Source organism: Pseudomonas sp. Irchel 3E20, from assembly GCF_900187645.1.
Taxonomy (GTDB): domain Bacteria; phylum Pseudomonadota; class Gammaproteobacteria; order Pseudomonadales; family Pseudomonadaceae; genus Aquipseudomonas.
On record NZ_FYEE01000010.1, the window covers coordinates 182,595 to 201,362 of the forward strand.

Annotated in this window: 18 protein-coding genes and 1 pseudogene; 15 read left to right on the forward strand and 4 right to left on the reverse strand. The window is 65.1% G+C overall.

What is annotated here, in order from left to right:
• Nucleotides 1-214 precede the first annotated feature (214 nt).
• The 13 genes from CKW13_RS18440 (at nt 215) to CKW13_RS18500 (ending at nt 13,669) form a co-directional block, all read left to right on the forward strand.
• Entirely contained in the window at nt 215-1,147 is a 933-nt protein-coding gene (locus CKW13_RS18440; RefSeq protein WP_095110037.1) for a 4-hydroxyproline epimerase, read from the forward strand.
• Entirely contained in the window at nt 1,144-2,259 is a 1,116-nt protein-coding gene (locus tag CKW13_RS18445; protein WP_095110039.1) for an FAD-binding oxidoreductase, read from the forward strand. Before CKW13_RS18440 ends, CKW13_RS18445 begins: the two co-directional genes overlap by 4 nt.
• A complete protein-coding gene (locus CKW13_RS18450; protein WP_095110040.1) occupies nt 2,252-2,488 on the forward strand; it encodes a (2Fe-2S)-binding protein in 237 nt (78 codons plus the stop codon). The genes CKW13_RS18445 and CKW13_RS18450 overlap by 8 nt, the downstream gene beginning before the upstream one ends.
• Nucleotides 2,485-3,741 (forward strand): FAD/NAD(P)-binding oxidoreductase, encoded by a 1,257-nt coding sequence (locus CKW13_RS18455; protein ID WP_095110042.1) that lies wholly within the window; start codon nt 2,485-2,487, stop codon nt 3,739-3,741. The genes CKW13_RS18450 and CKW13_RS18455 overlap by 4 nt, the downstream gene beginning before the upstream one ends.
• A 68-nt stretch (nt 3,742-3,809) precedes the next feature.
• On the forward strand, nt 3,810-4,559 hold the full coding sequence (locus CKW13_RS18460; RefSeq protein ID WP_095110043.1) for an AraC family transcriptional regulator: 750 nt from the start codon (nt 3,810-3,812) through the stop codon (nt 4,557-4,559).
• A 470-nt stretch (nt 4,560-5,029) separates the two neighbouring features.
• Entirely contained in the window at nt 5,030-5,848 is an 819-nt protein-coding gene (locus CKW13_RS18465; RefSeq protein WP_095110045.1) for a transporter substrate-binding domain-containing protein, read from the forward strand.
• Nucleotides 5,849-5,858: 10 nt separating this feature from the next.
• A complete protein-coding gene (locus tag CKW13_RS18470; protein ID WP_095110046.1) occupies nt 5,859-7,640 on the forward strand; it encodes an aconitase X in 1,782 nt (593 codons plus the stop codon).
• The gene (locus tag CKW13_RS18475) at nt 7,633-8,298 is read left to right on the forward strand and encodes an amino acid ABC transporter permease (RefSeq protein WP_095110048.1); all 666 of its coding nucleotides are present in this window, start codon (nt 7,633-7,635) and stop codon (nt 8,296-8,298) included. The genes CKW13_RS18470 and CKW13_RS18475 overlap by 8 nt, the downstream gene beginning before the upstream one ends.
• A 10-nt stretch (nt 8,299-8,308) precedes the next feature.
• A complete protein-coding gene (locus CKW13_RS18480) occupies nt 8,309-8,959 on the forward strand; it encodes an amino acid ABC transporter permease (protein WP_095110049.1) in 651 nt (216 codons plus the stop codon).
• Entirely contained in the window at nt 8,952-9,674 is a 723-nt protein-coding gene (locus CKW13_RS18485; RefSeq protein WP_095110051.1) for an amino acid ABC transporter ATP-binding protein, read from the forward strand. Before CKW13_RS18480 ends, CKW13_RS18485 begins: the two co-directional genes overlap by 8 nt.
• A gap of 108 nt (nt 9,675-9,782) precedes the next feature.
• A complete protein-coding gene (locus tag CKW13_RS18490; RefSeq protein ID WP_095110053.1) occupies nt 9,783-10,811 on the forward strand; it encodes a proline racemase family protein in 1,029 nt (342 codons plus the stop codon).
• Nucleotides 10,812-10,936: 125 nt separating this feature from the next.
• Entirely contained in the window at nt 10,937-11,854 is a 918-nt protein-coding gene (locus CKW13_RS18495) for a dihydrodipicolinate synthase family protein (protein WP_095110055.1), read from the forward strand.
• A 234-nt stretch (nt 11,855-12,088) separates the two neighbouring features.
• Nucleotides 12,089-13,669: an aldehyde dehydrogenase (NADP(+)) gene (locus CKW13_RS18500; protein ID WP_095110057.1), complete on the forward strand. Its 1,581-nt coding sequence runs from the start codon at nt 12,089-12,091 to the stop codon at nt 13,667-13,669.
• Nucleotides 13,670-13,728: 59 nt separating this feature from the next.
• Here the strand turns inward: CKW13_RS18500 and CKW13_RS18505 are convergent, their stop codons facing one another.
• Nucleotides 13,729-14,736, reverse strand: a complete 1,008-nt coding sequence (locus CKW13_RS18505) for an Ldh family oxidoreductase (protein WP_095110058.1) — start codon at nt 14,734-14,736, stop codon at nt 13,729-13,731.
• Between the two features lie 136 nt (nt 14,737-14,872).
• Nucleotides 14,873-15,676: a helix-turn-helix domain-containing protein gene (locus tag CKW13_RS18510; RefSeq protein WP_371856243.1), complete on the reverse strand. Its 804-nt coding sequence runs from the start codon at nt 15,674-15,676 to the stop codon at nt 14,873-14,875.
• 109 nt (nt 15,677-15,785) lie between these two features.
• Here CKW13_RS18510 and CKW13_RS18515 point away from each other — a divergent pair, with 109 nt between their 5' ends.
• The gene (locus tag CKW13_RS18515; RefSeq protein ID WP_095110062.1) at nt 15,786-16,103 is read left to right on the forward strand and encodes a DUF2834 domain-containing protein; all 318 of its coding nucleotides are present in this window, start codon (nt 15,786-15,788) and stop codon (nt 16,101-16,103) included.
• A 279-nt stretch (nt 16,104-16,382) separates the two neighbouring features.
• Here the strand turns inward: CKW13_RS18515 and CKW13_RS18520 are convergent.
• Nucleotides 16,383-16,730 (reverse strand): annotated as a pseudogene (locus CKW13_RS18520) (DNA polymerase V subunit UmuC); the annotation flags it as partial.
• Nucleotides 16,731-16,880: 150 nt separating this feature from the next.
• Between CKW13_RS18520 and CKW13_RS18525 the strand changes: the two are divergent.
• On the forward strand, nt 16,881-17,843 hold the full coding sequence (locus CKW13_RS18525) for a bifunctional GNAT family N-acetyltransferase/nucleoside diphosphate kinase regulator (RefSeq protein WP_095110064.1): 963 nt from the start codon (nt 16,881-16,883) through the stop codon (nt 17,841-17,843).
• A 55-nt stretch (nt 17,844-17,898) separates the two neighbouring features.
• Here CKW13_RS18525 and CKW13_RS18530 read toward each other — a convergent pair whose 3' ends face one another.
• Entirely contained in the window at nt 17,899-18,741 is an 843-nt protein-coding gene (locus CKW13_RS18530; protein ID WP_095110066.1) for a hypothetical protein, read from the reverse strand.
• Nucleotides 18,742-18,768 lie beyond the last annotated feature (27 nt).

The following is an 18,768-nucleotide window of genomic DNA, read 5'->3' on the forward strand; positions in this document are numbered from 1 at the left end:
CACAATGTGGGCGGGATTGATGGCAGGCGTTCATTTTTTCTCTGTGGGAGCGAGCCCCTGCTCGCGATAGAGCCTGAGGCGCGGTCGGCAGGCACGCCGCCACGCCCCATCACTGTGCTGATTTCGTCATCCGCCGCCACTAAATCCATCAAGCCGCCGCCCCCCGGCGCAGGCCACTCTGCAAGCCACTTACCTGAACGGACGTGGCCCCTTGATGAAACGCATCTCTGTGATCGACTCCCACACCGGCGGCGAGCCGACGCGCCTGGTGATCGACGGTTTTCCTGACCTGGGCAATGGCAGCATGGCCGAACGCCGCCAGTTGCTGAGCCAGCAGCACGACGCCTGGCGCGCCGCGTGCGTGCTCGAACCCCGGGGCAGCGATGTGCTGGTGGGCGCGCTGTTGTGCGCGCCCGTGGACCCCACGGCCTGTGCCGGAGTGATTTTTTTTAACAACACCGGCTACCTGGGCATGTGCGGCCACGGCACCATCGGCCTGGTGGCGTCCCTGGCCCATTTGGGCAAGATCGGCCCAGGCGTGCACCGCATCGAAACCCCGGTGGGCACGGTGGAGGCCACCCTGCACGGCGACCACTCGGTCAGCGTGCGTAACGTACCGGCTTATCGCTACCGCCAGGCCCTGGCCCTGGACGTGCCCGGCATCGGCGCCGTAGTCGGTGACGTGGCCTGGGGCGGCAACTGGTTCTTCCTGATAAGCGACCATGGGTTGGAGGTCCACGGGCGCAACCTCGACGCCCTCACCGCCTACACCTACGCCGTGCAGCAAGCCCTGGAGGCCCAGGGCATCCGTGGCGAAGACGGCGGTTTGATCGACCACATCGAGCTGTTCGCCGCCGACCCCCACGCCGACAGCCGCAACTTCGTCCTCTGCCCGGGCAAGGCCTACGACCGCTCGCCCTGCGGCACCGGCACCAGTGCCAAACTGGCGTGCCTGGCCGCCGACGGCAAGCTGCAAGCGGGGCAGATCTGGCGCCAGGCCAGTGTGATCGGCAGCGAGTTTGAAGGCTCCTTCGAGGTGGCCGGCGAGCGCATCGTGCCGACCATCCGCGGCCGCGCCTACATCAGCGCCGAAGCCACCCTGCTGATCGACCAGGACGACCCGTTCGCCTGGGGCATCCGCCTATGAGTCCGGGCGCCGTGGCCGACGTCATCGTTATCGGCGCCGGCATCATTGGCGCCGCCTGCGCCCAAGGCCTGGCCCGGCGCGGCTTGCGTGTGCTGGTGCTGGACGCCGGCCTGCCCGGCGCCACCGCCGCCGGCATGGGCCACTTGCTGGTGCTGGACGACAACCCCGCCGAACTGGCCCTGAGCCAATACTCGTTGCGGCGCTGGCGCCACATCGCCCAGGACCTGCCCCAGGGCTGCGCCTACCGCAGCAACGGCACCCTGTGGCTGGCGGCCAACGCCGAAGAAATGGCCGTGGCCCACAGCAAACACCTGAACCTGCGCGACCACGGCGAAGCCTGCGAGTTGATCGGCCGCGCCGAACTGCGCAAGCGCGAGCCGGCCCTGCGCGAAGGCCTGGAGGGCGGGTTGTTGATCCACGGTGACGGCATCCTTTACGCCCCGGCCACCGCCCAGTGGATGCTCGACGAAGCCAACATCCGCCAGCGCCAGGCGCGGGTGGTGGAAGTGGACGGCAACCGCGTGCGCCTGGCCGACGGCACCTGGCTCGGCGCCGAGGCCGTGGTGCTGGCCAATGGCACTGCCGCCAACGCGCTGTGCCCGGAACTGCCCATCGAACCGAAAAAAGGCCACCTGCTGATTACCGACCGCTACCCCGGCACCATCACCCACACCCTGGTGGAACTGGGCTACGTCACCAGCGCCCACAACGCCAGCGGGCCGTCCACCGCGTGCAACATCCAGCCGCGCCCCACCGGGCAACTGTTCATCGGCGCCTCGCGGCAGTTCGGCACCACCGACCCGCAAGTCGAAGGCTGGATGCTGGCCAAGATGCTCAAGCGCGCCACCGAGTACATGCCGGGCCTGGCCGACCTCAACGCCATCCGCGCCTGGACCGGGTTTCGCGCCGCCAGCCCCGACGGCATGCCCCTGGTGGGCCACCACCCGCACCGCCCCGGCCTGTGGCTGGCGGTGGGCCATGAAGGCCTGGGCGTGACCACCGCCCCCGGCACCGCTGACCTGCTGGTGGCACAGCTGTTCAATGAGCCGCCGCCGCTGCCCCCGCACGCTTATTCGCCACAACGCTTTCTCGGAGAACCGCCCCATGCCTGACTTGACCCTCGACGGCCGCGCCCTGCACGTCGCCGCCGGCACCAGCGTGGCAGCGGCCCTGGCCCTGGGCGGCGACGGCAGCAGCCGCACTTCGGTCAGCGGCCAGCGCCGCGCACCGCTGTGCGGCATGGGCGTGTGCCAGGAATGCCGCGTCACCATCGACGGCCAGCGCCGCTTGGCTTGCCAGACCCTGTGCCGTGACGGCATGCACGTGGAGACCCGGCCATGAACGCATTCGCCGACCTGCTGATTATCGGCGCCGGCCCCGCCGGCATGGCCGCCGCCCTCGCCGCCGCCCCCAGTGGTGCGCGCATCGTGGTGCTGGACGACAACCCATTGCCCGGCGGGCAAATCTGGCGCGACGGCCCCCAGGCCAGCCTGCCCGCCCAGGCCCGCGCGATGCGCGAGCGCATGGCCGCGTGCGCCAACATCCGCCACTGCCCGGCCACCCGGGTGATCGCCAGCGCCGGGGCCAAGGCTCTGCTGGTGGAAGACCCGGAGCGCGGTTGGACCCTGGCCTACGACAAATTGATCCTGTGCACCGGCGCCCGCGAACTGCTGCTGCCCTTCCCCGGCTGGACCCTGCCCGGGGTGACCGGCGCCGGCGGCCTGCAAGCGCTTATCAAGGGCGGCGTGCCAGTGCATGGCGAACGCCTGGTGATCGCCGGCAGCGGCCCGTTGCTACTGGCCAGCGCCGCCACCGCGCGGCACAACGGCGCCCAAGTGTTGCGCATCGCCGAGCAGGCCTCGCGGGCGGCCGTGGCCGGGTTCGCCGCGCAGTTGCCGCGCTGGCCGCGCAAATGGCTGCAATCGTTCGCCCTGTTCGACCGCCATTACCGCACCGCCAGCCACGTGGTCGCGGTGCTGGGCAGCCACCGCGTCGAAGGCGTGCGCCTGCACCAGCAGGGCAAAATCGTCGAAATCGAATGCGAGCGCCTCGCCTGCGGTTTTGGCCTGATCCCCAATACCCAGCTCGGCCAGGCCCTGGGCTATGCCCTCGACGGCCAGGCCCTGGCGGTGGACGCCTGGCAAGCGGCGAGCCTGGCCGACCATTACGCGGCCGGGGAATGCACCGGGTTCGGCGGCAGTGAACTGGCCCTGGTGGAAGGCCGCATCGCCGGGCTTGCGGCGGTGGGCGAGCAGGACGCGGCGCGGCGCCTGTGGCCGACCCGCGCCCGTTGGCAGGGCTTTGCCCGCGCCTTGCACCACGCCTTCGCCCTCGACCCGGCACTCAAGACCCTCGCCGCCGACGACACCCTGGTGTGCCGCTGCGAAGACGTGCCCTATGCCGCCCTCGCCCAGCACCGCCAATGGCGCGAGGCGAAACTGGCCACCCGCTGCGGCATGGGCGCGTGTCAGGGCCGGGTGTGCGGCGGCGCCACGGCGCACCTGTTCGGCTGGCAGGCCCCGGCGCCACGGCCACCGTTCAGCCCGGCGCGCATCCAGACCCTGCTGAGCCTCGACGAGCAGCCGCCGGCATGAAACCAAGGCTTTGCGCGGCACCGGCGAGTCACTATGATCCGGCAGGTCCCCATCAGGCCTGCCACGCCATGTACGTCTCGCTCAACAGCCTCACGCCGTGCGACCTGCCCAGCCTGCTGCGCAGCCTGCAACCCATCGCGCCGCTGCTCGACACCCTCACGGACGTGGTGTTCTTCATCAAGGACGACCAGGCGCGCTACGCCTTCGTCAACCAAACCCTGGCCCGGCGCTGCGGCTTCAAACACCGCCATGAACTGCTGGGGCGCACCGCCGAAAGCGTCTTCCCCGAACGCTTCGGCCCGCTCTACACCGAGCAGGACCGCCGCGTGCTGGCCAGCGGCCGGGAACTGGCCGATCAACTGGAGCTGCACTTGTACTTCGGCAACCAACCGGTGTGGTGCCTGACCCACAAACTGGCCCTGCGCGACGAACAGGGGCGCATCGTCGGCCTGGCCGGGATCTCCCGCGACCTGCAATTGCCCCAGTCCAGCCACCCGGCGTTCCCCAAACTGGCGGCGGTGGACGCCCACATCCGCCAGCATTTCGCCCGCCCCGTGAGCCTGGCCGAACTGACTGCCCTGGCCGGGCTCTCGGTGGCGCAACTGGAGCGCCACTGCAAGCGGATCTTCCAGCTCACGCCCCGGCAGATGATCCACAAGGCGCGCCTGGAAGAAGCTTCGCGCCTGCTGCTGGAACACGAGCTGCCCATCACCGACATCGCCCTGCGCTGCGGCTACACCGACCACAGCGCCTTCAGCCGCCAATTCCGCGCCCTCACTGGGCTATCGCCGAGCCAGTACCGCGAGAGCCATCGCTGACACTGCGGGGCTTGCCCGCAATGGGGCCCATACCGCCGACAGATCGTCACTGCCCAGAAGGCCGCCATCGCGAGCAAGGCTCGCGCCCACGAAAGTGGCCCCCAAAGCCCCACACACAACCCTGTGGGAGCGAGCCGGCTCGCGATGCGGCCGACATAGCCGCGCCAGAAATACCGCCGCCCAGGCCAGCCCACTTGCACAGAAGATCACGTACAGGCCCATGCCCCAGGTGTTCCTTTAAAGCGCGCCACAGTGGGGCGATGCTCCCTTATGTAACACCCGGTTTTACCCCACGCCCCACCCGCCTCCATTCCGCGCTTTGTAGCGCAGCCTTGTAGGACATACGCCATAAGGCCCAGTTAAAAATTACCGGCAAATATCAGAAACAGGCACGCGGATTGCTAAATAAATATCGTATACGAAATTCCCAATACGATAGCCAACAGCACCTTCCCCACCACGAGGCCTCTATGAAAAACCCCGCATTTGCCGTAGCCCTCAGCGCTGTTCTCAGTTCTTCCTTTATGGCCACCGCCCACGCCGACAAACTCGATGACATCATCGGTTCCGGCAAGCTGCGCTGTGCCGTGACCCTGGACTTCCCGCCCATGGGTTTTCGTGACGAGGCCAACAAACCCGCCGGTTTCGACGTGGACTACTGCAACGACCTGGCCAAGGTGCTGGGAGTGGACGCCGAGATCGTCGAGACGCCGTTCCCCGACCGCATCCCGGCGTTGGTGTCCGGCCGCGCCGATGTGATCGTCGCCTCCACCTCCGACACTCTGGAGCGGGCCAAGACCGTGGGCCTGACCGTGCCTTACTTCGCCTTCCAGATGGTGGTGCTGACCCGCGACAACACGGGCATCAACAGCTTCGCCGACATCAAGGGCAAACCCTTGGGCAACACCAGCGGCACCTATGAAGCCATCGCCCTGGAAAAAGACGTGAAGTCATGGGGCACCGGCAGTTTCCGCGCCTATCAGTCGCAGAACGACACCCTGCTGGCCGTGGCCCAAGGCCATATCGACGCCACCGTGGTCACCAACACCGTGGCCGCCGCCACCATCAAGTCGGGCAAGTACAAGGGCCTGAAAGTGGCCGGCAACGCGCCGTATGTGGTCGATTACGTGTCCCTGGGCGCCAAGCGCAACGAGTACGGCCTGCTCAACTACCTCAACCTGTTCGTCAACCAGCAAGTGCGCACCGGGCGCTACAACGAGTTGTTCGTCAAATGGGTCGGCACCGAGATCGCCCCCGCCGACCTGACCGTGCCGAAGGTTTACTACTGAGGTGTCGGCCATGCCTGGCAAACCCACTTCCCTGACCGGGCGTAGCCTGGTCGCGGGCGCCGCCCAAGGCGCCCTGCTGTTTGCCGATGTAGGCTTGAGTTTCTGGGGCGGTGTCAATTCGGCGAGCGGCGAGGTGATTGACCGTCACCACCCGCTCAGCGGCGCGCACCTGGCTGGCCGCGTGCTGGCCATCCCCAGCGGCCGCGGCTCCTGCACCGGCAGCAGTGTGATGATGGAACTCATCAGCAACGGCCACGCACCGGCAGCCCTGGTGCTGGCCGAGCCCGATGAGATCCTGACCCTGGGTGTGCTCGTGGCGCAGACCATTTTCCAGCGTTCCCTGCCGGTGCTATGCATCGGCCGGGAGGCGTTCGCCGCTTTGCGCGGCCACGCCTTTGCGCGGGTCGATGGCACGGCGCTGACGCTGTACGAGCAGCTCCCGGCCGAACCTTGGCAGGGTTCAGCGCCACTCACTGACACCACCCCGGGCGACACCGCCCTGGCCCTTACCAGCCTGGACCGCAGCCTGCTGGCGGGCGAGCACGGCAAAGCCGCGCAAGTGGCGATGCAGATCGTCTTGCGCATGGCCGCGCTGCAAGGCGCCACCGCCCTGTTGGACATCACCCAGGCCCATATCGATGGCTGCATCTACACCGGCCCGGCGAGCCTGCGGTTTGCCGAGCAACTGGTGCAATGGGGCGCGAAGGTGCGGGTGCCGACCACCCTCAATTCCATCTCCGTAGACCAGCGCCGCTGGCGGGAACTGGGCATCGACCCGGCCCTGGGCGTACCGGCCAGTGCGTTGGGCGATGCCTACATGGCGATGGGCGCGAGCCTGAGTTTCACCTGCGCGCCGTATTTACTCGACAGCGCGCCCAAGGCCGGCGAACAGATCGTCTGGGCCGAATCCAATGCGGTGGTGTACGCCAACAGCGTGCTCGGCGCGCGCACCCTCAAGTACCCGGACTACCTCGACATCTGCATCGCCCTCACCGGCCGCGCGCCGCTGATCGGCTGCCATCTGGAGGCCCGGCGCAAAGCCCAGTTGCTCATCGAGTTACCCCAGTTGGGCACCCTGGACGATGCCTTTTACCCGCTACTGGGCTACCACGTCGGCGCCCTTGCCGGCTCGCGCATTCCCCTGGTGCTGGGCCTGGCCGCCGCCCAGCCGTCGCTGGATGACCTCAAGGCCTTCGGCGCGGCGTTCGCCACCACCTCGGCGGCGCCGTTGTTCCATATCGCCGGGGTCACCCCCGAAGCCCTCGACCCGGCCGCCGTGCTGGACGCCGACCACCCCCTGGCGGTGGAACGCATTGCCCTCAAGGACCTGCTGCTCAGTTGGCGCGAACTCAACAGCGCCCGCGACAGCCAGGTGGATGTGGTGTCGTTGGGCAACCCGCACTTTTCCCTGAGCGAGTTCGCGGCCCTGGCGCGCCTGTGTAGCGGCCGCCGCTGCCACCCGGATGTGGTGCTGGCGATCACCTGCGGGCGCGCCGTGCTGGAGCAGGCCCGCGCCGCCGGGCACATCGCCGTGCTCGAAGGCTTTGGCGTGACCCTGGTCACCGACACGTGCTGGTGCATGCTCGGCGAGCCGGTGATTCCACCCGCCGCGCGCACGTTGATGACCAACTCGGGCAAGTACGCCCACTACGCCCCTGGCCTGGCCGGGCGCACGGTGCATTTCGCCAGCCTGGGCGAGTGCGTCGACGCGGCCTGCACGGCCCGGGCCAGCGGTCACCTGCCTGCCTGGCTGCAACCTGCCGCCCCTTTGGAGAGCCCCGCGCATGTTTGACTACACCTTCCAATGGCGCTCGGCCCTGCGTGCCCTGCCGGACATGCTGGCCGGTGCCTGGGTCACCTTCGAGACCGCCGCGCTGTCGATGATCTTCGGCGTGCTCATCGCCCTGGCCCTGACGGTCATGCGCGAAGCCCGCCACCCACTGTTGCGCGGCATCGGCAACGGCTGGGTGTCGATTGCCCGCAACACGCCATCGTTGTTCCAGATCTATGTGCTGTATTTCGGCCTGGGTTCGTTGGGCCTGCACGTCAGTTCCTGGGTGGCCCTGCTGGCCGGTATCACCTTCAACAACGCCGGCTACCTGGCGGAAAACTTCCGTGGCGGCCTCAAGGCCGTACCCGGCACGCAGATCCGCGCCGCACGGTCGTTGGGCATGAGCGCGTTCCAGACCTACCGGATGATCGTCGTGCCGCAATTGCTGCGCATCGTCTTCTACCCGCTGACCAACCAAATGGTCTGGGCGGTGCTGATGACGTCGCTGGGGGTGATCGTGGGCCTGAACAACGACCTCACCGGCGTGACCCAGGACTACAACGTCAAGACGTTCCGCACCTTTGAATACTTCGCCCTCGCCGCGGTGCTGTATTACCTGATTGCCAAGTTGATCGTAGCGGTAGCCCGGCTGATGGCCTGGCGGCTGTTCCGTTACTGAGGACGCGCCTATGTTTTCCACCAGTTTTTCCTGGAATGACCTGCTGTTTTTGCTGGATGGCGCCTGGGTGACCCTGCAACTGACGTTCTGGGCGATCCTGCTCGGCTCGTTTGCCGGGTTGCTGTTTGGCCTGCTGCGCGCCCTGCTGCCCCGGGCCAGCCTGCCGCTGGCGTGGGTGCTGGACGTGTTCCGTAGCGTGCCGTTGCTGATCCAGTTCGTGCTGTTCAACTCGTTCAAGAGCATCGTGGGCCTGAACATCAGCGCCTTCAGCGTCGGCTGCATTGTGCTGGGGGTGTACGCCGCCGCGTACTTCACCGAAATCGTGCGCAGCGGCGTGCTCTCGGTACCGCCCACCGTGCGCCGGGCCAGCCGTTCCCTGGGCTTGAGCTATATGCAGGACCTGCGCTGGATCGTGCTGCCGATGGCTTCGCGCGTGGCCTTCCCCGGGTGGCTGAACCTGGTACTCAGCGTGATGAAAGACACCGCGCTGGTGATGTGGATCGGCATCGTCGAACTGCTGCGCGCCTCGCAAACCATCGTCACCCGCATTCAGGAACCCCTGCTGGTGCTGTGCATCGCGGGCCTTATCTACTACGTCATGAGCCTGGTGGTCGCTCGCCTGGGCGCTCGTCTGGAAAGAAGGTGGCAAGAAAATGATTGAGATCGACAACGTCTACAAATCCTTCGGCGACCTGGAAGTGGTCAAGGGTGTCAGCCTGACCGTGAACAAAGGTGAAGTGGTGTCGATCATCGGCGGCTCCGGCTCCGGCAAATCCACCCTGCTGATGTGCATCAACGGCCTGGAGCCGATCCAGAAAGGCAGCATCCGCGTCGACGGCATCGAGGTGCACAGCAAGGCCACGGACCTCAACCGCTTGCGCCAGAAGATCGGCATCGTGTTCCAGCAGTGGAACGCCTTCCCCCACCTGACGGTGATGGAAAACGTGATGCTGGCGCCGCGCAAGGTGCTGGGTAAAACCAAGCAAGAGGCCGAGGAACTGGCGGTCAAGCAACTGACCCACGTGGGCCTGGGCGACAAGCTCAAGACCTTCCCCGGCAAGCTGTCGGGCGGCCAACAGCAACGCATGGCGATTGCCCGCGCCCTGGCCATGTCGCCGGACTACATGCTGTTCGACGAAGCCACCTCGGCCCTGGACCCGCAACTGGTGGGCGAGGTACTGGACACCATGCGCATGCTCGCCGAGGACGGCATGACCATGGTGCTGGTGACCCACGAAATCCGCTTCGCCCGCGACGTATCCGACCGCGTGGCGTTCTTTCGCAATGGCCTGGTGCACGAAATCGGCTCGCCGGACCAGGTCATCGGCAACCCGACGCAGCCGGAGACGGCGGCGTTTCTCAAGTCGGTGAAATAGCCGCGGGCGCCATCGCGGGCAAGCCCGCTCCCACAGATTTTTGGATCCTTGTGGGAGCGGGCCTGCCCCCGATAGCCCCCCCACCAACAACCAAGGAGCAAGCAGCCAATGCGCTCATCCAGAGTGGTACACGTGGTCAGCTGTCACGCCGAAGGGGAAGTCGGCGATGTGATTGTCGGCGGCATCGCGCCGCCGCCGGGGGCGACAGTGTGGGAGCAGTCGCGCTGGATCGCCCAGGACCAGACCCTGCGCAACTTCGTGCTCAACGAACCGCGCGGCGGGGTGTTCCGCCACGTCAACCTGCTGGTGCCGGCCAAAGACCCACGGGCGCAAATGGCGTGGATCATCATGGAACCGGCCGACACCCCGCCCATGTCCGGCTCCAACTCGCTGTGCGTGGCCACCGTGCTGCTGGACAGCGGCATCCTGCCCATGACCGAGCCGCAGACGCGCCTAGTGCTCGAAGCCCCCGGCGGGCTGATCGAAGCCGTGGCCGAGTGCCGCGACGGCAAGGTGCAGCGGGTGGAGATCAAAAACGTGCCGTCCTTCGCCGACCGCCTCGACGCCTGGATCGAGGTCGAGGGCCTGGGCTCACTCCAAGTGGACACGGCCTACGGCGGCGACAGTTTCGTGATTGCCAACGCCCAAAGCCTGGGCTTCACCATTGCCCCGGACGAAGCGGCAGACCTGGTGGCCACGGGGCTGAAAATCACCCGCGCCGCCAACGAGCAATTGGGCTTCGTGCACCCGCTCAACCCCGAGTGGTCGCATATTTCCTTCTGCCAACTCGCCGCGCCCATCGTCCACGAAAACGGCATCGCCACCGGCCGCAACGCGGTGGTGATCCAACCCGGCAAGATCGACCGCTCCCCCACCGGTACCGGGTGTTCGGCGCGCATGGCGGTGATGCACGCCAAGGGCCAGATGCGGGTGGGCGAGCGCTTTATCGGCCGTTCGATCCTCGATTCCGAGTTCCATTGCCGCATCGATTCGGTCACCGAAGTGGCCGGGCGCGCGGCGATCTACCCGTGTATTGCCGGGCGGGCGTGGATCACCGGCACTCACCAATTGCTGCTCGACCCTGACGACCCCTGGCCCCAGGGCTACCGACTGTCGGACACCTGGCCCGGCGCCTGAGCGTTAAACCGCTGTTTTTTATGAACAAATAAGCGACGCAAAAAATAACCCGAAAAAAGTCTTGGCCTAAGTTCAACGCATCAAATATCGTATACGAAATACAAAATAAACAACCGGAGGCAAGTATGAGCAAGCGCGTAACCTGGAGTGGCGTGTTCCCCGCGGTGACCACTCAATTCAATGACGACTTCTCCATCAACCTGGAGAAAACCCACCAAGTGATCTCCAACGTGATCCGCGATGGCGTGTCGGGCCTGGTGGTGTGCGGTTCGGTGGGCGAGAACACCTCCCTGACCGCCGAAGAAAAAATCGCTGTGACCGAAGTCGCGGTCGATGCCTCCCGCGGCCGGGTGCCGGTGATCTGCGGCGTGGCCGAGTTCACCAGCGTGGCGGCGGCGAAAACCGCCAACGCGGTGCGCAAGGCCGGGGTCGATGGGGTGATGCTGATGCCGGCGCTGGTCTACGGTTCCAAGCCATTCGAGACCGCCGAGCACTACCGCTACGTGGCAAAAAACGCCGACGTACCGCTGATGGTCTACAACAACCCACCGATCTACAAAAACGACGTGACCCCGGACATCCTGATTTCCCTGTCCGACTGCGACAACGTGGTGTGCTTCAAGGATTCATCCGGCGACACCCGCCGCTTCATCGACATCCGCAATGAAGTGGGCGACCGCTTCGTGCTGTTCGCCGGCCTCGACGACGTGGTCCTGGAAAGCATGGCAGTGGGCGCCGAGGGCTGGGTTTCGGGCATGTCCAACGTGTTCCCCAAAGAAGGCGAAACCATCTTCCGCCTGGCCAAGGCCGGGCGTTTCGCCGAAGCCATGCCGATCTACGAATGGCTGATGCCGATCCTGCACCTCGATGCCCGCGCCGACCTGGTGCAGTGCATCAAGCTGTGCGAAGCCATCGCCGGGCGCGGCAGCGCGCTGACCCGCCCGCCACGCCTGGCCCTGCCCAAAGAAGACCGTGAATACGTCGAGCAGATCATGGCCAAGGCCCTGGCCAACCGCCCGCACCTGCCGGACGTCGGTCTCTGAGTGATTCCCGGGCGGGCGCCGAGGCGAGGTATGACAAAGCCGCGCAAACTGCCCGCGCGGGGAACTCCCTCGCCTAAGAAAAACGGCAAACCACTGCTCCTCTCTGTGGCAGCGGGCTTACCCGCGATGAGGGCATCACCTTCAACATCATTGTTGGCGGATGTTCTGTCATCGCGGGCAAGCCCTCTCTTACAAGAGGCGGCGCAACCTCCATCTTCTCCAGAGGAAGTGTTCATGCCCCAGATCCTCGGCCACAACTACATCGGCGGCGCCCGCAGCGCCGCGGGTACCGTCACCCTGCACAGCCACGACGCCAGCACCGGCCAGGCCCTGCCCTACAGCTTCGTGCAAGCCACCGCCGCCGAAGTGGACGCCGCCGCCCAGGCTGCGGCCGCAGCCTACCCCGCGTTTCGCAACCTGCCCGCCAGCCGCCGGGCGCAGTTCCTCGACGCCATCGCCGCACAACTCGATGCCCTGGATGACGACTTCGTCGCCCTGGTCACCCGCGAAACCGCGCTGCCCAGCGCCCGTATCCAAGGCGAGCGCGGCCGCACCAGTGGGCAGATGCGCCTCTTCGCCCAGGTGCTGCGCCGCGGTGATTTCTACGGCGCGCGCATCGACTGCGCCCTGCCCGAGCGCCAACCCCTGCCCCGCGCCGACCTGCGCCAGTACCGCATCGGCGTGGGCCCGGTGGCCGTGTTCGGCGCCAGCAACTTCCCCTTGGCGTTCTCCACCGCGGGTGGTGATACCGCTGCCGCGCTGGCGGCCGGTTGCCCGGTGGTGTTCAAGGCCCACAGCGGCCACATGGCCACTGCCGAGCGCGTGGCCGATGCGATCCTGCGCGCCGCCGAACAAACCGGCATGCCCAAGGGTGTGTTCAACATGATCTACGGAGCCGGCGTGGGCGAAACCCTGGTCAAGCACCCGGCCATCCAGGCCGTGGGTTTTACCGGCTCGCTCAAGGGCGGCCGTGCCCTGTGCGACATGGCCGCCGCCCGGCCGCAACCGATCCCGGTGTTCGCCGAAATGAGCAGCATCAACCCGGTGCTGGTGCTGCCCGAGGCGCTACAGGTGCGCGGCGAACAGATCGCCCGTGAACTGGTGGCGTCGGTGGTCCAGGGCTGCGGCCAGTTCTGCACCAACCCTGGGCTGGTGATCGGCCTGCGCTCGCCCCAATTCAGCGCATTCACTGCCCAACTCAGCACCCTGATGGCCGCCCAACCGGGGCAAACCATGCTCAACGCCGGCACCCGCGCCAGCTATGAAAAAGGCGTGCGAGCGTTACTCGAACACCCCGGCATCCGCCACCTGGCGGGCCAGGAACACAGCAGCAATCAGGCGCAACCGCAATTGTTCCAGGCCGACTTCAGCCTGCTGCTTGAGGGCGATCCGCTGTTGCAGGAAGAAGTCTTCGGCCCGACCACGATAGTGGTGGAAGTGGCGGACAGCGCCGAACTGCACGCCGCCCTCGCCAGCTTGCACGGCCAACTCACCGCCACCCTGATCGGCGAACCCCACGACCTGGAAACCCACGCCGGCCTGCTGGTGTTGCTGGAGCAAAAGGTCGGCCGGGTGCTGTTCAACGGTTACCCGACCGGCGTGCAAGTGTGCGACGCCATGGTCCACGGCGGCCCGTACCCCGCCACCTCCGACGCCCGCGGCACATCGGTCGGCACCCTGGCCATCGACCGCTTCCTGCGCCCGGTGTGCTACCAGAACTGCCCGGACAGCCTGCTGCCCCAGGCCCTGCAAAACGCCAATCCGTTGGGGATTGAGCGGTTGGTTGACGGGGTCAGTGGGCGACACGCGTTGTAGCCGTCCCTGCGGCCTCTGTGGGAGCAAGCGCTGCTAGCTCCCACAGAGGCAGCCCTGGCTCAGGCCAGCAAGGCCTTGAGGTCGTTGTACAACGCCTGCGGGATCTGCACTCCCTCTACCTCGCTGCGCAGCCGCGCCTCATAGCGCCGTTGCGACGGCAAGCGCGCGCCCTGCCCCTGAATGCTCTCGAACACCCCCTCAGCCCGGGCCAGGTGCTGCTCGGCGGCGTCCCCCAAAAAGCGCTTGGGGTCCAGGGCAATCAACAGCTCGCCATGATAAGGCGAGGATTTGCTGCCCGCGTCATAAGCCAGGGACTCGGCGCTGGTCAGGTCACCGATCAAGGGCCCGGCGATCAACTCCACCATCGCCGCCAGGGCCGAGCCCTTGTGCCCGCCGAAGGTCAGCATCGCGCCGTGGTCGAGCACTACGTTAGGGTCGGTGCTCGGCTGGCCCTGGGCGTCTACGCCCCAGCCTTCGGGGATGGCTTTGCCGGCGCGACGGTGCAGCTCAATGTCGCCCCGGGCAATGGCGCTGGTGGCGAAATCAAAGACAAAGGGGTTCTTGCCGGCGCGCGGCCAACCGAAAGCGATGGGGTTGGTGCCAAATACCGGTTGGCTGCCGCCCGCCGGTGCCACCCAGGCGTGGCTGGGGGTGAAGGCCAGGGCCACGAGGCCCGCATCGGTCAACTGCTCGATCTCCACCCACAATGCGGAAAAGTGCACACAGCGGTTGATCGCCAGAGCCGCAATGCCAGTGGCCCGGGTTTTCTCCTTGAGCAGCGGCAACCCAGCCTTGAACGCCAATTGGGAAAACCCACCCGCCGCATCGACCCGCACGATCGACGGTGCCTGGTCGACGACTTGCGGCTCGGCGTTGGCCGCCACCTTACCCGCGCGCAGGGAATTGACGCAGCCCAGCACGCGGTACAAGCCATGGGAGGCGCAACCATCACGCTCCCCGGCGACCACCGTGTCCGTCACTGCCTGGGCCTGGGCGGCACTGAAACCGTTATGTAACAGGATCGATTCGGCCAGCTCGCGGGCCTCGATCAGGGTCAATCGGATCATAAATCAACTCCTTGGACAGACCGTCCAGCCTGCCCCATGCCAGGGGGCGCGGCTTGATCGCTTTAGCCCCTTGGGATGACGAACTCGGCACAGCCCAACGGATGTACAAAACCGACCAGCCCGCTTGCTACACGCCTCACGCAGCACAGGCCGCTGTCATGGTTTGCCAAGTGGCCTCGTCGGCGGGAATCAGGTGTTCGATACGTAAGGAGGCGACCGTGATGTCCTGGGGCATGCCGAACGTGGTGAAGGTCGAGAGGAAACGCAGCTCGCCTTGGAGTGAACGCAAGCGCGTGAGCAGCAACGGGCTGATCGCGCCATCGGCCATCGCAGCCATGTCACCGGGCGTCGGCAACGTCGCCAACAGGCTGGCCAACCCGGCGTCTTGCAACGCCTCGCGGGAGGCGCGCTGCCAAGCTACCGCGCGGATTTCCTCGGGGTTGACCAGGTAATCCCCCAGCCCCCCGGGCGCCAGCAGCGTGTGCAGCAGGTTAAAGCCGCCCCCGGCCGAATCCACCGGCAACCCCATCAAAGCAAACAGCGCCGCGGTCGCCGTATTGGCGGCCAGCACCTGCCAGCCACTGTCGATGACAATCGCCGGCGCCGGGTTGTTAGCCTTGAGCACATGACCAATGGCACTGCGCACCAGCGCCATCGACGGGTCACTCAGGGGCAACGCCGCATAACGCGGCGCATGGCCAGCCGCCAGAAACCCTGCATTACGCTCCGCCAGCGGCGTATCCAGGGCTGTGAACAGCGCATGCAGCGTCGCCGGCGCGGGACGGGCGCGGCCGGTTTCTATGCAGCTCAAATAGCGCTGGGAAATGCCTGATTGCAGGGCCAACGCCGACTGACTCAACCCTGCCCGTCGGCGCAACTCGCGCAACTGCATACCCACCGCCACAACCCGGGCAGACGATACATTCATGGTTTTTTTCATCGCGCGACTTTGGCAGTTACATAGCAGGGTGTCTATGACCTGACCGGTCATAGAAGCAGCGGCTCATGCAGCCTAGGCTGGACGGCGAAACCACTCGAAGGAAGACGCCATGACAAAACCCTACCCCGCTCTGATCGCACTGCTGGGCTTCAGCGCCTACACCCTGTTTACCCTGCTGCACGCCAAGCAATCCCTATGGCAATTCGGCCTGCAACTAATGTCGAGCCTCGACACGGCGCAAGTGGTCATCGACCTGTATCTGATGGCCACCCTGGCCTGCGTATGGATGGTGGGCGATGCACAGAGCAAGGGGAAAAAACTGAGGTCAGTGCTGCCGTACATCCTGCTGACGGCTGTGTTCGTCAGTGTCGGACCGTTGCTTTACATCGTGGTCAAGGGCTTCCGAGCGCCGGAGCAACAAACCTGAGAGTCTTCAACAGGACAGGCAATTATCACAGCCTGTCCCCATCGATGCTCCCCGCCCCGAAACCTTGTTCTCCAGACCTTATAAACTCCCGCGTCACTTCCTACCGTTTCCAGACACTCAATGCCCCCATCAACTACCCCAAGCTGAAAAACGCCTTGGGCATCTCTAGCCGTAGCCTGGTGCACCATTGGAGCAAAGCAGGGACGCCGGGAAGTATTCCGGGGTATTTCACCCACATTGATAGCGTCGCCAAGGCCAGCAAGTACATAAATGCAGGCGTCTGGATTGGCATTGGTTAGCGAGCTTGGCCAGGGTCTTGGTATGGGCAGCCGGTAAGCGCAGTACCTGTAGGCGAATCGGCCGGCCGTGGCCGTCCAAACCATCGATGCCAGTCAGATCCGCGATGGCCTCATCAATGTACACCTCAACAGCAGGCAACATCGCCTCGATCAGGGACATAACCCGCTCGCTCATGTCGCCGTAGAGCGCATCGTTCGACGAGAACGGAACGATGCTGTGCTGCTTGAGTGTGTGTTTGATCTGTAAATTCGGCTCGCCCCTCTTGATGAAGGTCTTCGCATCGTAGCTACGGGCGATGACACAACCATCCGAGTTGCTCAATACCATGCAGGTTTGGAAGCGTCGCGAGTAGCGAGATGACTAGCATCTGCTGGTCGCTCGTCGGGTTCGGCAAAACGGTGGTTTTCCCGAATTATCCTGTCTGTTCGGCATTACTCGCGTTATGTCTTAACATAGCCGGTTGCCGAAAGAACCGTCATGGCCAAAGCCATGAAGGGCTTTCATCCTTTACAAATAAGTGTGGTGAAGATGAACAAGCCTTTCATTTCGCTGTGCCCTGAAATTACTCGGGCGCACGCGCTGACGCTGATGGATTGGTTGGAGGATGAGCGCGTGACCTGCTATCTGAGCGATTCGCGTCATGTCTCCCGCTCTATCGAGCAAGTCGTCGATAGGACTCAATCGCCGATCCTGACCCATCTATTCAACCGGGGCGGCCGATTCTTCATGGCCTATGATCGGCATGATGCCCCGGTGGGCTTTGTCCGTCTCATCAAGACCGGCGCAAATTGCGAGATAGTTCTGGTCATCGGAGATAGCGACAAATGGGGCCGAAACCTTGGGGCCCGGACGATCCGCGAAGGCATGAAGCTGGCCTTCCTCGACATGCGGGCCGAGAAGCTCATCGCCAAGATCCACCCGGACAACGCGCGCTCGCTGAAAGCCTTTCTGCGCAGCGGCTTTCTGCTTGAGAGCGAAACGCCGACATTGAAGTCATTTTCCATGACGGCGGGGCGCTATCTCCAGTTCTTGCGCGAAGGTGCCGTGGGCGACTCCACCAGGATCTACATCACTGAAATCGACAAGGCCAAGCTCGAGAGTCTGATCGTGCTCGAGCAAGGCTCCGCCGTTGTTGAACTCGAACATGAGCTTGAGCGAGCCATTGTCGTCAAGCCGCAGCAGGTGGCGTGCAATGTCGTCACGATGAACTCCAGGGCCTTGCTGCAACTGGACGACGAAGAGATCGAAGTGGCCTTGGTTTACCCTGAAGACGCGGACAGCAACGCCGGCAAGTATTCCGTGTGCTCCGACATCGGCGCCGCCATCCTGGGCTATCAGGAGGGGGACGCCATCGACTGGCGAATTTCTGATCGGACCCGCCGGATTGAGATCAGGAAAGTGCTTTACCAGCCGGAGGCTGCGGGCGACTTCCACCTATAACTGCGCCTTTAGCTCAGTGTTCGTCCATCAGGCGCGAGGATGCCGGTGGGAGGCTTCAGGACGCTGCGGGGACTGTCACGAGGAAAGGCACGGTACGAATTTTGTCGCCACCCTTGAATTGAATCCACAAGGCATAAGGCCCCGGATGCGCGGGCTTGGCATGCAGCATCAACTGCGCCGACACCGCGCCCGGGTCACCATGACCACCGTGGGCGACCTGCCCCGGCATCGGCGCCGCCATGGCATGCGCATGCACATAGTCCAGCTCATCGGTACTGACGAAAACCGCATGGGCCGCCACCCCCAGGTAGGTGTCCAGGTCCTGGGCAGGCTTGCCGTCCTTGAGCACGGTCAGCGACATCATACTTTCGCTGCCGGCACGCAGGGCCGAAGTGTCCAACTTGACCGTGTAGGGGCCATCACTGCCTTGCTCCGGTTTGGCCGGCGCCTGGGCCGCCGGATCGGTGCCGCCCTGCACCGGCACCTCAAAGCGCACTACCTGCTGGCCGAGCCCGCTCGGCACGGCATCGGCATAGACGTAATAGGTCCCGGGCTGGGGAAATTTCATCGCGACCTTGAAGCGACCGTCAGCGCCCAGCTTGGCCGCATGCTCATGGATAAAACTGGTGAAATGGCTGTCGGTCGCCAACACATGAAGGCGCTGGGTGAGTTCTTCGTCAAACTGCACGATCGGTTGACCGGTGGCCTTATCGGTGAAGGCGATCGACAACTCACGTGTCAGTGGGCCGGTTTCTTTGACAATCAGCGCGCCCACCGTCTTTTCGCTCTCGCCGAGCAGCGCGAACGTGCTTTTGATGCTTTCCTGGGCTGCCATCGTCGGCATTGTCGCCGCGCCTACCACTGCCAGGCCAACGGTCAGAACTTGCTTGGTATCCATATGGGTTACTCCTTATTCAATAAATGG

What these genes read in the sequence shown, in the direction of transcription:
- CKW13_RS18440 (WP_095110037.1), top strand. Translation starts at nt 215, where the DNA reads ATGAAACGCATCTCTGTGATCGACTCCCACACCGGCGGCGAGCCGACG.
- CKW13_RS18445 (WP_095110039.1), top strand. Translation starts at nt 1,144, where the DNA reads ATGAGTCCGGGCGCCGTGGCCGACGTCATCGTTATCGGCGCCGGCATC.
- CKW13_RS18450 (WP_095110040.1), top strand. Translation starts at nt 2,252, where the DNA reads ATGCCTGACTTGACCCTCGACGGCCGCGCCCTGCACGTCGCCGCCGGC.
- CKW13_RS18455 (WP_095110042.1), top strand. Translation starts at nt 2,485, where the DNA reads ATGAACGCATTCGCCGACCTGCTGATTATCGGCGCCGGCCCCGCCGGC.
- CKW13_RS18460 (WP_095110043.1), top strand. Translation starts at nt 3,810, where the DNA reads ATGTACGTCTCGCTCAACAGCCTCACGCCGTGCGACCTGCCCAGCCTG.
- CKW13_RS18465 (WP_095110045.1), top strand. Translation starts at nt 5,030, where the DNA reads ATGAAAAACCCCGCATTTGCCGTAGCCCTCAGCGCTGTTCTCAGTTCT.
- CKW13_RS18470 (WP_095110046.1), top strand. Translation starts at nt 5,859, where the DNA reads ATGCCTGGCAAACCCACTTCCCTGACCGGGCGTAGCCTGGTCGCGGGC.
- CKW13_RS18475 (WP_095110048.1), top strand. Translation starts at nt 7,633, where the DNA reads ATGTTTGACTACACCTTCCAATGGCGCTCGGCCCTGCGTGCCCTGCCG.
- CKW13_RS18480 (WP_095110049.1), top strand. Translation starts at nt 8,309, where the DNA reads ATGTTTTCCACCAGTTTTTCCTGGAATGACCTGCTGTTTTTGCTGGAT.
- CKW13_RS18485 (WP_095110051.1), top strand. Translation starts at nt 8,952, where the DNA reads ATGATTGAGATCGACAACGTCTACAAATCCTTCGGCGACCTGGAAGTG.
- CKW13_RS18490 (WP_095110053.1), top strand. Translation starts at nt 9,783, where the DNA reads ATGCGCTCATCCAGAGTGGTACACGTGGTCAGCTGTCACGCCGAAGGG.
- CKW13_RS18495 (WP_095110055.1), top strand. Translation starts at nt 10,937, where the DNA reads ATGAGCAAGCGCGTAACCTGGAGTGGCGTGTTCCCCGCGGTGACCACT.
- CKW13_RS18500 (WP_095110057.1), top strand. Translation starts at nt 12,089, where the DNA reads ATGCCCCAGATCCTCGGCCACAACTACATCGGCGGCGCCCGCAGCGCC.
- CKW13_RS18505 (WP_095110058.1), bottom strand. Translation starts at nt 14,736, where the DNA reads ATGATCCGATTGACCCTGATCGAGGCCCGCGAGCTGGCCGAATCGATC.
- CKW13_RS18510 (WP_371856243.1), bottom strand. Translation starts at nt 15,676, where the DNA reads ATGAAAAAAACCATGAATGTATCGTCTGCCCGGGTTGTGGCGGTGGGT.
- CKW13_RS18515 (WP_095110062.1), top strand. Translation starts at nt 15,786, where the DNA reads ATGACAAAACCCTACCCCGCTCTGATCGCACTGCTGGGCTTCAGCGCC.
- CKW13_RS18525 (WP_095110064.1), top strand. Translation starts at nt 16,881, where the DNA reads ATGGCCAAAGCCATGAAGGGCTTTCATCCTTTACAAATAAGTGTGGTG.
- CKW13_RS18530 (WP_095110066.1), bottom strand. Translation starts at nt 18,741, where the DNA reads ATGGATACCAAGCAAGTTCTGACCGTTGGCCTGGCAGTGGTAGGCGCG.